Origin of the sequence: Rhodopila sp., assembly GCF_035548235.1 — a bacterium.
Taxonomy (GTDB): Bacteria; Pseudomonadota; Alphaproteobacteria; order Acetobacterales; family Acetobacteraceae; genus Rhodopila.
In genome coordinates, this window is record NZ_DASZTJ010000137.1 from 1 (window position 1) to 10740 (window position 10740).

Consider the following 10740-nt stretch of genomic DNA (forward strand, 5'->3'; position numbering starts at 1 on the left):
GGATTGCGCCAGGTCCTGCGCCATCAGCTTCACGACCTCCGCGCTCAGGCGGAGCTCCTTCGCCACCTGGTCCTGTTCCTTCATCATGTCGGCGCGCACGGCCGCCGCTTCCTCGGGCGTGACAGTGGCGAAGCTGATGCCGTGGCTTTCCATTTCCTTGTGCCCCCGATCCTGTGCCGCCGCCATGTTGCGGCGGTAGGTATCGATGTTCTGGGCCCAGAGCGTCGTCATCAGCGCCTGCAGGTCCGCCGGCAGGGCTTGCCAGAAACTGTGGCTGACCATCGGGATATAGGCGGCGAAGTAGTCGTGGTCCTGCAGGCTGTAGCGCACGCCGGAATCCCACAGCTTGACGCTGGCGATGCTTTCATCCGTTGTCATCAGGCCGTCGAACACGCCTTGGGACAGCGCCAGCGGCACGTCGGGCCAGGCCGTCACGTTCGGGATGCCGCCGAAATAGCGGGTGCGCCAGGACTGGCCGGCGCCGCCGGAGTTGCGGATTTTCAGCCCCTTCAGGTCCGCCAGGCTCTTCAGCGGCTTGTTGGTCGTGTACCAGTTGCTGAACCCGTTATCGATCCACTTGCCCAGCACATGGCTTCGGATCTTGACCGCGATCTCGTCGGCGATCTTCGCCCCTGCTTTGCCGTCGGTGACGCGGTGGACCATCTCGGCGGGCTGGTCGTATAGCGCCGGCACCTGGAAGACGTCGGAATCCGGCACCAGGTTGGTGATCGCCCAGGTACCCGGCGCGGCCATATCGACCTGGCCCTGGATCAGCGCCTTCGATACATTCAAATCGGCGAATAACTGCCCGCTGGCGAACAGCTCGGTTTTGATCCGGCCGTCGGATGCCGCTTCCAGCTTGTGCAGGTAATCGCCGATCGAGATGTTCCGCCCATGGGTCGGCGACGTGTCCAACGAGCAACGAAGCCGGATCGGCTCCGCCGCATGGCTGCGCGCGATGGCAGGTGCGAACAGCAATCCGGCCGTGACGGCGCGGCGGGTCAGGCGTGGCATCGGCATGTTTCCTCCCGGTTCTTGGTTGCCCGCCAGACTGCCAGAGATCGGGAGGGGGCGCCAATGGTGCCACGTCCGCGTCGGTGGGTGCTCAAACCGGGAAGGGGGCATTGGTCACGATTGAAACCGGAAAAGGAAGGCGGCGGCATCCTCTCGTTGTTTTGACTGCATGTCGAAAGGCCTGGGAAACCTTCACCCATCGTCCCAAGACCACCGTTCATCGAACGTGTCAGGCCCCGTCGACAACTTGACAGACATACCTGTCCGTCTTCCAGTCCCTGCCGATGCTTGCCGCGCATCGTTAAAAAAAGCGCGACGCGGGCATCAGGGAGGATGTCGCGATGACTGCCAGGGTCTCAGCCGCCGTCTGGGTGCTTGCGCTCGCCATTTGTACATCGATCGCCGCCGGCCCGTCGGCGTCGGCGCAAACGCAGCAGGCCGCATCACCGCCGCTCGCAGGGGCGCCGACGCCGGAGCGCGTGCAGCCCTGGGGTCTGCCGCCGCCACCGCCGGGCATCGGTCCCGTCACCTTGTTCGCCGATATCCATGACAAGCCGCAGGGAAAGTTCCTGGAAGGCGGCGCCTTCGACAAGGAAGGCAATTTCTGGTTCGTCGCGATCGGCAGCGGGTGGGTATCTTATCTTACGCCCGACGCGAAGCTGGTGCCCGCCTTCAACTGCGATCCCAAGGACGACCTGGGCCCGGCCTGCGAGCCACAAGGAACGCGCTGGCATGACGGCAAGCTGTACGTCACCACGCGCCACCTTGGTGTCCTTGTTTATGATCCGCAGACGAAGAAGGTTAGCCCCCTCGTCTCGACGTTTCACAACGAGCTGTTCAAGGGTCCCAACGATCTCGACTTCGATGCCGAGGGCAACCTCTATTTCACCGATCCCTGGGGAACCGGTCCCGGACCGGACGCAGCGGACCAGAGCGGGGCGGTCTATCAATATTCCAAGGATGGGATCCTCCGGCGTGTCATTTCGACCGGAAGTTTCCCGAACGGCGTCGCCGTGTCGCCGGATGACAAGACGCTCGCGGTCGCCGACTACGCGTCCAACCGGATGCTCTATTATTCGTTCCTGACGGGTCCCAACCCGGCCTGCGCCCATTGCGCGAATGATCCGTCCCACACGACGTTCTTCTTCGCCACCGCCGGCAGCTACAACCCTGGCAATGGCGGGCCGGACGGCATCCATTACGACGTGCATGGAGATCTCTGGGCCGCCTGCGGTATCGGGGGCCTGATGGAATACGACCCGCGCGGCGTCATCATCGGCTATGTGCCGCTGCCGAACGGCGACGCGGCGGCGACCAACTTCGCGTTCGGCGGCGAAAACAACCAATACATCTACATGGAGGGCGCCGTCAGCGGGACCATCTACAAATTCAAGGCCCCCTATCCGGGCCTGATCGGTCCTGGCGGGGAGCGGTTGCCGGCAAAGCCATGACGTGACGATCCGCCGCGGCCCGACGATCTCCGGTGGGATCACCCCGAGGATCACATGGCCGCGGCGACCTCGTGTCCGCCGTGCCAGATCATGCTGATCGCGACATACAGCACGATCCCCAGCCCGACCCAGGCGATCCAGCGGTACCGCTCCAGCAACCGGGCGACGAGGTCCGCGGCAAGGCCCATCAGCGCGACCGACAGCACAAGGCCGGTGGCCAGGATCCAGAAACGGTCGTGCGCCGCCCCGGCGACGGCAAGCACGTTGTCCAGGCTCATGGACACGTCCGCGAGCAGGATCTGCAGCACCGCCTCGCGCAGCGTCTTGGCCTTGCGTTCGCGGGTATGGTGGGGGTGACGCAACTCGCGGTACATGCGCCAGCAAACCCATAACAGCAGCAAGCCACCGGCCAGCAGCAGACCGATGATGGCGAGCAGTTTCAGCGCGATGGCGCCCAGGCCGACACGGATCAGGGTCGCCGCGCCGATGCCGGCCAGGATGGCGGGGCGCTTCTGCTTCGGCGGCAATCCCGCCACCGCCATCCCCACCACGACCGCATTATCCCCAGCGAGCGCGATGTCGATCATCACGACCTGGGCCAGCGTCACCAGGTCCGTTGTCCAATCCATGCTTGTCATCCGCAGTCCAGGGGGTTAGCTGGCCCAATTCCCGGCATACGGCAAGGCAGCGATGATCCCGCGATACTCCAGACCACAAATGGCGGCCATCTGGGCGCCCGAGAACCGTTACCGCATCTGGTTCGAAATCGAGGCGCTCGCCGCCGAGGGGATGGCCCGAGCGGGGTTGATCCCGGAGAGCGCGGCGCGGACGATCCGCGAGAAGGGGGCGCCCAAACTCGCCGCCATCAACGCCGCCGACATCGAACGGATCGACGCGATCGAGCGGGAAACGCGCCACGATGTGATCGCGTTCCTGACCTGGCTGGCCGAGGCGGTCGGGCCGGATTCACGCTTCGTCCATCAGGGGATGACCAGTTCCGACGTGCTGGACACCTGCCTGTCCGTGCAGTTGACCCAGGCGACCGACATCCTGCTGGCGGACATCGATGCGGTGATGGCGGCGCTGAAGACGCGGGCTTTGGAGCACAAATACACGCTGACGATCGGCCGCAGCCACGGCATCCACGCCGAACCGACGACATTCGGCCTGAAGCTCGCCGGTCACTACGCCGAGTTCGCCCGCAACCGCGCCCGCCTGCTCACCGCTCGGCAGGAAGTCGCGGTGGCCGCGGTCAGCGGCGCGGTCGGCACGTTCGCCCACCTGGACACCTCGGTGGAGGCCTATGTCGCTGAGAGGCTGGGCTTTCAGCCGGAGGCCGTGTCCACCCAGGTCATCCCGCGCGACCGCCACGCCGCGTTCTTCTGCACCCTGGGCGTGATCGCCAGCGGCCTGGAGCGGCTGGCCACCGAGGTCCGCCACCTGCAGCGGTCGGAGGTGCGGGAAGCCGAGGAATTCTTCCATCCCGGCCAGAAAGGTTCCAGCGCCATGCCGCACAAGCGGAACCCGGTGCTGAGCGAGAACCTGTGCGGGCTGGCGCGCGTGGTCCGCTCCGCCGTCGTGCCGGCGCTGGAGAACGTGACGCTGTGGCATGAGCGCGACATCAGCCATTCATCGGTGGAGCGGATGATCGGGCCGGACGCGACCGTGACGCTGGATTTCGCGCTGATGCGACTGGCCGAGATGATGGAGAAGCTGCTGATCTATCCCGACCGGATGAAGCACAACCTGGACAGCCTGGGCGGCGTCGTGCACTCGGGCGAGGTGCTGCTGGCACTGACCAGGGCCGGCATCCTACGCGAGGACGCCTATCGGATCGTCCAGTCCTGTGCCATGGCGACCTGGACCAAACTGGGCACGCCGGCGGGGCGGTCGTTCCGGGAGAACCTGGACACCGACCCGGACGTCAAGCGGGTGGTGCCGCCCGAGGCGCTGGACGCGGCGATGGACCCGGCGCTGCACCTGCGAGCGGTGGACCGTATTTTCGAGCGCGTCTTCCAATAGGACGTACGACGCGGCGCGGGCTTGGCACCGCCGACCCCGAAGGATAACTGCCCGAGAACCGACAGATTGGAGACGGCGCCCATGCTGCTGCAACACCAGACCTGGCAGGAGGTCGAGTTCTACCTGACCCATTCGACCGGCATCATCATGCCGATCGGATCGACCGAACAGCATGGACCCAACGGGCTGATCGGCACCGACGCGATCTGCGCCGAGACCATCGCCGCCGCGGTGGGCGACGTGGCCGATGCGATGGTCGGGCCGACGATCGGCGTCGGCATGGCGGTGCATCACATGGGCTTCACCGGCACCATGACGCTGCGCCCCTCCACCTTGATCGCCGTCATGCGCGATTACGTGCTGTCGCTCGCGCGGCACGGCTTCCGGCGGTTCTTCTTCGTCAACGGCCATGGCGGCAACATCGCCACCATCGGCGCCGCCTTCTATGAGATCTACGCAGAGTTCGAGGGTGCGTTCGGCGCCAGGCAGGACCAGGAACTGGTGTGCCGGTTGGCCAACTGGTGGGACGGCAAGGCACTGAGCGACCTGTCTAAGGAGGTGTTCGGCGACCAGGACGGCAGCCACGCCACCGCCAGCGAGGTCGCGGTCACCCAATATGTCCTGCCGAAGACGATCAAGCAGGCGCAGATGGACCCGCCGAAAGCGCCCTCCGGCCGGTTCCACGGCCCGGCCGACTACCGCCGGCGGTTCCCCGACGGCCGCATCGGCTCCAACCCCAGCCTGGCGACGCCGGAAAAAGGGCAGCGTTTCTTCGACGCCTCGGTCGCGGAACTGGCGAAGACCTACAAGGCCTTCATGGAGGAGAAATCCTGACCGCTACTGGAAGGTGAACATCACCGGCACGTGGTCGGAGGGCTGCGGCCGGTCGCGTTCCTGCTTGTCCGGTTCAGCGGCGACCAGGCGTTCGGCCATCTCGGGCGACAGCAGGGCATGGTCGATGCGCAGGCCCATGTCGCGCTGCCAGGCACCGCCCTGGTAGTCCCAGAACGTGTAATGCGCGCCGTGCGGATGCAGCGCGCGCACCGCGTCGGTCAGGCCCAGCCACAGCATGCGCCGCCAGCGCTGGCGCGACTCGAGTCGCACCAGCGCGTCGGTGGGCGGCAAGGCGCCGGGGGCATAGTCCTCGTCGGTCGGGCAGATATTGTAGTCGCCGGTGATCAGGAACGGCGTCTCGGCCTTCAGCAACTCGGCCGCGCGCGCTGCCAGACAGTCCATCCAAGCAAGCTTGTAAGCGAACCCCTCGTCGCCGCGGGAATTGCCGTTGGGCGCGTAAATGCCGATCAGCGTGACGTCCTGGGTCTCGATCTCGACGTAACGGGCCTGTACGTCGCCGTCGGGCAGGCCGGGCAGGGCGGTGTGCGTGACGGTGAAGGGATGGCGGCAGAGCGCGGCGACGCCGTTATAGGATTTCTGCCCGACGACCTCGGACGTGTAGCCGAAGCCGTGATAGGTCAGGGACGGGAAGCTGGTCGCCTCGCATTTGATCTCCTGCAGGAACAGCACATCGGGCTGGCAGGCTTCAAGCCAGCGCTGGACATGGCCTTCCCGCTGGCGGATCGAGTTGACGTTCCAGGTCGCGACTTTCATAGCGGGTAGCCTGCCTTGGGGCGGGCACAGCGGCAAGCGGGGAGGAAAACGAATGAACCGATGGAGCGGACTTGCCGCCATGTGCATCCTGGCCCTGGCGGGGCCGGTCGGCGTGACGCCCGTCCAGGCCCGTCCGCCGCAGCGCGCCAAGCCCACCCCCCTGAGCGCGACGGATGAGACGCAGCGGCGCGAGGCGATCCAGCGGCTGAACGCCAGCAACCCGGTGATGGTGGGGATGAAACAGGAATGGAAAGGCGATTCGGCCGAAGGCGCCGTGCGCCTCGACCGGCTTTATCGTGACCGCGGCCTGGAATGCCACCTGCTGGTGGAATCTGTTCGGTCAGGAGAGCACGGACGGTGGCGGGTGACGCATCCGGTGTGGTGTCGTGGGGCGGATGGCGATTGGCGGCTGCATTCCTAGAGTGAGTTGATCGGAGAGCGGCCTGCTTTGGGGGCGGCTTGATGCGGCCCGCGGGCAGCGGCACAGTGCCGCGCGAACCGATCGGGGACGGGAACCATGCCAATCGAATTCTACACCTGGAATACGCCGAACGGCCGCAAAATCAGCGTGGCCCTGGAGGAAATGGGCCTGCCGTACACCGTGCACCCGGTGAACATCTCGAAAAACGAGCAGTTTGCGCCGTCGTTTCTGAAGATCAGCCCGAACAACCGGATTCCCGCGATCATCGATCCGGACGGGCCGGGCGGGGCGCCGATCAGCGTATTCGAATCGGGGGCGATCCTGATCTACCTGGGGCAAAAGACCGGCAAGTTCTACCCGACCGACCCACGCAAGCAGGTACCGGTGCTGGAATGGCTGATGTGGCAGATGGGCGGCTTCGGTCCGATGCCGGGCCAGGTCCACCACTTCCTGCAGGTGGAGAACCCGGCGGACCAGAGATACGGGTTGGAACGGTATTCGAAAGAGACTCGCCGCCTGTACGGCGTGCTGGACCGGCGGCTGGCGGACCATGCGTTTGTGGCCGATGAGGTCTCGATCGCCGATTTCGCCATCCTGGGCTGGGCCTGGCGGCACGAGCGGCACAAGGTGGACCTGGCCGATTTTCCGAACGTCAAGCGGTGGTATGAGGCGATGATGGCCCGCCCCGCGACGGCCAAGGGGTTCGAAGTCGCCTTGAGTTGAATGGTATTTGACGCTGCGCGGGCGGTTCCCTAGAAGACGGGGTGCAAACGCCGTGTCCGAACGTCTCCGTCAGGAGACATTCGGGTCGTTGCCCCGGCGGAGGGGTGGCCGAGTGGCTGAAGGCGGCGGTTTGCTAAACCGTTGTACGGCGTCAAGCCGTACCGTGAGTTCGAATCTCATCCCCTCCGCCATCAAGTTCCTGCGTACCATTGCATAGCCACGGTGACTCTGGCGCAGAGACGGCTTTCTCCGCGACACTTCCCATTGATGTCGTTGACGAAATTGCATCCAGTACCGGCCGCGGAATACGCAAGGATGCCTGGAAGCTGTCATTCGCTCAGCGGCTACGTGCACCCTGACCGACCTCAACGTTATCGCTATGCAACTGGCCCCTCTCCAACGGCCCCCAGATAAGCGTGAGATGGCAAGGCATGTTCGATCATATGGGAATTGTCGCCAGGGATTTGAAAACCAGCGCCCGACTCTACGCGCACATGCTGGCGCCGCTTGGTATCCAGATCGTTGAGAAGCATCGGCTGGCAGCCGATTCCGCGTGGGTCGTGTTTTCGACCGGGAAGCCGAGATCGCCGTTCTTTGTCATCGCTGAAGGAAAGCCGACCTTCTGGACATCTGCCGCGACGGCGGCAACGAGCCCCATCCACCTCTGTTTTACTGCCCCCTCACAAGAAGCGGTGGACCGCTTCCACAAGGCTGGCCTCCTGCATGGTGCCCGTGACAATGGTGCTCCGGGCGTCAGACGGCCACCGTTCTACTGTGCGTTTCTGATCGACCCGGACGGCAACAACGTGGAAGCAGGCTGCTATCTTGTTGACAATGATGCTTGATAAGCCCTCGAATATCCTTTTACGCACTCCGCTCGATCAGGACTCATTTGGACATGCGCCTGACATCACGCCTGGTGGCTTTCGCTGTCAGGTTCGTCGGTCGAATGCATTAAGAATGAGGACTCGCCGCACGGCGCTTACCCTTGGGCTTTAGCCGTCAAAGCGTTCCAGGCTGCAAGCGAATCCATATAGTCCCGCCAATGCGCGATCTTCCTGTTTTCGATCGTGATGATCGAGCAGAATCGATTGTCGTATGTCGCGCCTGTCGCGAGGATGATCCCGTGAACCTCGTATTCGATGACGGCGACCCGGCCTTCGTCTGTCATGTGCACGATCAACCGGTCGGCCGACCGTAGCGCGATATTCTCGACATAGCCCCTGAACGCGGCCATCAGGCCGGTCCGTCCCTTGATGACACGAGGCCAGCCCGGAAGGTCGTAGCGAACCTCGTATATGATATCATCAGAAACGACATCGAAGAAGTGTGCGCCGTCGACGAGGTTGCCGAGCGCCCGCCGGACCAGATCGAAGTAAGGGGCAGCGGGCGCGTAGGCGGCATAGTCCGGGCTGGGCATGGGGCTCTCCTCACGGTTCGGAAGGCCGCCGACTGACGTCACGACACACCAAGCTTAATCGCTCCCGCGAAGCGCCGTCCAAGAACGCGCCAGGGCGCCGACAAAACGGCTTCAAGCCGAACGCCCCGCCCAGGCGACCTCACGGCATGGCGGTCGCGAGTTCTCTCCCCCGGATCCGCGGCGCGATCTCCCGCATGAACAGTTTCAGCGCCCGCGTGGAGAAGTCCGCCGGCATCGGGCCGGTGCGGAAGCGGACGATGACGCCGCCGATGCCGGTTTTCTCCAGGCTGGTGAAATCCTCCATCATGGTCTCGGGCGAGCCGCACAGGACCGGGAGGCCCGGCTGCTTGTTGGCCTTGGCGACCTGTGCTTCGAACGCGCTGCTCTGGGCCGCGCGATAAGTCTGCATCTGCCGGAAATACGGCAGCCCGACCTCGATCGCTTCCTTGTCCGTCGGCGCCAGGACGACGGTGCGTGCCACCCAGGACTGGGCGATGGCCTCATCGATCTTGTCCGGGCTGAAACCGGCGTCCCGAGCGGCCTCGCGGTAGACCGCGATGTTGCGCGCCGCGCCGGGGGCGGTGGCTGCCGCCATCAGCACCGGCCGCCCCTGGCGTGCCTGCGCCGCCAGCGATGCTTCGGACGCGACGCTGCGCAGGATCTGCGGATAGGGCTTGGTATAAGGCCGTGGCCGCAGCATCGGAATTTCAAAGTTCCAGTATTTGCCGGCATGCGTGACCTTCTCCTGGGTCCAGCACCGCAGCAGGATTTCCTCGATCTCCTCGAAACGTTCCTGCGCGCTGTCCGGGTCGATCTGGTATCCGCTGTATTCATGCAGGTTCACCAGGCTGCCGCGCCCCAAGCCGACGATCAGCCGCCCCTTGCTCAAATGATCGATCAGCGCGATCTGTTCGGCCATCCGCAGCGGATGATACAGTGAGGTCTGCAGCACGGCGAAGCCGATCTTGATGCGGCTGGTCTTCACCGCCAGCGCCGAGGCGAAGGTCGACGGATCGACATAGGCGCAATTGCCGTCGAAATGATGCTCGACGAGGAAAACGGCGTCCATGCCTTCCTCCTCGGCGAGGATGGCTTCATGCATCGCCTCGTCGATGACCCGGTCGTCCGCGGCTGGATCGCGGGATTCGTGAAACAGAAAAACGCCGACTCTCATCCACTCGCTCCTGCGGCCGTTCACATGCTGACGGATGTCAATGCAATTGTGGTACCGAAGGGACGACTTGTCGACCAACCATGCAGTCCGCCACGACGCTCGGCGTCAGGCCGGGGGAGCGATCGCGGACGGTGCTCGGGCGGTGGGACGCATGGTCCGCCGCCCTGGCTGGCGGCATTCAGACGGCTGGACCGTTGGACGGGTCGCATATAAAGGGATGAGTCTCGATAATTTATACATAAATTTGCTTGCATATCGCAATGCATTTCGACAGTTTGCGGTTTATATCAACACCGAAGGATGCGGCATGCGGGTCGATACAGCCCGTCGGTTCGACGCGCTCGATGGAATCCGTGGTATTGCCGCCCTGTCCGTGCTCGCAGGACATTACGGCCAGATCCTTGGACTTTACTGGCCGCCCCATATGTTCCTGGCGGTCGATGCCTTCTTCATCATGAGCGGCTTCGTCATCGTCCATGCCTATGCCGCTCGGTTGCGCGGCGGCATGCCAGGGCTCACCTATCTCTCGCGCCGGGCGGCCCGGCTGTACCCGATGTTCCTCGTCGGCCTGCTGATTGGCGCCAGCGCGCTGTCCTATGGCGCGCGACGTGGCGTGATCGACTACGACGCGCAGGATATCCTTGCCAGCGTAACATTGAATGCGCTGTACATTCCCTTTCTCAATACGGGCCGCATCCTGCAGGATGTCGGGCAGATCTTCCCGGCCGATCCGCCTGCCTGGTCCCTGTTCCTGGAGATGCTGGCGAGCTTCGCGTTCCTGGTCCTGTTCGACCTGCGCCGCCGCGTGTTGATGCCGATCATCGTCGCCTGCTACCTCGTGCTGATCGGCGTCGGCCTTCATCTCGGCCATGCCCAGGGCTGGAACGGCGTCGACACCAGCCAGGGT

At 64.4% G+C, this 10740-nt stretch carries 12 protein-coding genes and 1 tRNA gene; 8 read left to right on the plus strand and 5 right to left on the minus strand.

Annotated features, from left to right (window positions below; all coding sequences use genetic code 11):
• A partial coding sequence (gene dctP / locus VHB27_RS12230) for a TRAP transporter substrate-binding protein DctP (RefSeq protein ID WP_325600726.1) occupies positions 1–1014 on the minus strand: 1014 nt, incomplete at its 3' end.
• 341 nt (positions 1015–1355) lie between these two features.
• On the opposite strand from dctP, the gene VHB27_RS12235 reads away from it, so the two are divergent.
• Positions 1356–2465: an SMP-30/gluconolactonase/LRE family protein gene (locus VHB27_RS12235; RefSeq protein ID WP_325600727.1), complete on the plus strand. Its 1110-nt coding sequence runs from the start codon at positions 1356–1358 to the stop codon at positions 2463–2465.
• 50 nt (positions 2466–2515) lie between these two features.
• Here the strand turns inward: VHB27_RS12235 and VHB27_RS12240 are convergent, their stop codons facing one another.
• On the minus strand, positions 2516–3103 hold the full coding sequence (locus VHB27_RS12240; RefSeq protein ID WP_325600729.1) for a TerC family protein: 588 nt from the start codon (positions 3101–3103) through the stop codon (positions 2516–2518).
• Between the two features lie 52 nt (positions 3104–3155).
• On the opposite strand from VHB27_RS12240, the gene purB reads away from it, so the two are divergent.
• Complete coding sequence (purB, locus tag VHB27_RS12245) at positions 3156–4487, plus strand: adenylosuccinate lyase (RefSeq protein WP_325600731.1); 1332 nt, start codon at positions 3156–3158, stop codon at positions 4485–4487.
• Positions 4488–4568: 81 nt separating this feature from the next.
• Complete coding sequence (locus tag VHB27_RS12250) at positions 4569–5321, plus strand: creatininase family protein (protein ID WP_325600733.1); 753 nt, start codon at positions 4569–4571, stop codon at positions 5319–5321.
• Positions 5322–5324: 3 nt separating this feature from the next.
• Here VHB27_RS12250 and VHB27_RS12255 read toward each other — a convergent pair whose 3' ends face one another.
• On the minus strand, positions 5325–6095 hold the full coding sequence (locus tag VHB27_RS12255) for an exodeoxyribonuclease III (protein WP_325600735.1): 771 nt from the start codon (positions 6093–6095) through the stop codon (positions 5325–5327).
• A 52-nt stretch (positions 6096–6147) separates the two neighbouring features.
• On the opposite strand from VHB27_RS12255, the gene VHB27_RS12260 reads away from it, so the two are divergent.
• The 4 genes from VHB27_RS12260 to VHB27_RS12275 all read left to right on the plus strand — a co-directional run bounded on the left by VHB27_RS12260 (position 6148) and on the right by VHB27_RS12275 (position 8084).
• Complete coding sequence (locus VHB27_RS12260; protein WP_325600737.1) at positions 6148–6516, plus strand: hypothetical protein; 369 nt, start codon at positions 6148–6150, stop codon at positions 6514–6516.
• Positions 6517–6612: 96 nt separating this feature from the next.
• Positions 6613–7239: a glutathione S-transferase family protein gene (locus VHB27_RS12265; RefSeq protein WP_325600739.1), complete on the plus strand. Its 627-nt coding sequence runs from the start codon at positions 6613–6615 to the stop codon at positions 7237–7239.
• A 98-nt stretch (positions 7240–7337) separates the two neighbouring features.
• A tRNA-Ser gene (locus tag VHB27_RS12270) sits at positions 7338–7430 on the plus strand.
• Between the two features lie 240 nt (positions 7431–7670).
• Positions 7671–8084, plus strand: a complete 414-nt coding sequence (locus VHB27_RS12275; RefSeq protein ID WP_325600741.1) for a VOC family protein — start codon at positions 7671–7673, stop codon at positions 8082–8084.
• Between the two features lie 137 nt (positions 8085–8221).
• On the opposite strand, the gene VHB27_RS12280 is transcribed toward VHB27_RS12275, so the two are convergent.
• Together VHB27_RS12280 and VHB27_RS12285 are read right to left on the minus strand one after the other, a co-directional pair.
• Positions 8222–8659 (minus strand): nuclear transport factor 2 family protein, encoded by a 438-nt coding sequence (locus VHB27_RS12280; protein ID WP_325600743.1) that lies wholly within the window; start codon positions 8657–8659, stop codon positions 8222–8224.
• A gap of 139 nt (positions 8660–8798) precedes the next feature.
• Entirely contained in the window at positions 8799–9833 is a 1035-nt protein-coding gene (locus VHB27_RS12285; RefSeq protein WP_325600745.1) for an LLM class flavin-dependent oxidoreductase, read from the minus strand.
• A 307-nt stretch (positions 9834–10140) separates the two neighbouring features.
• Between VHB27_RS12285 and VHB27_RS12290 the strand changes: the two genes are divergently transcribed.
• Positions 10141–10740 (plus strand): acyltransferase family protein (locus tag VHB27_RS12290; protein ID WP_325600747.1); only part of this gene is annotated, 600 nt, incomplete at its 3' end.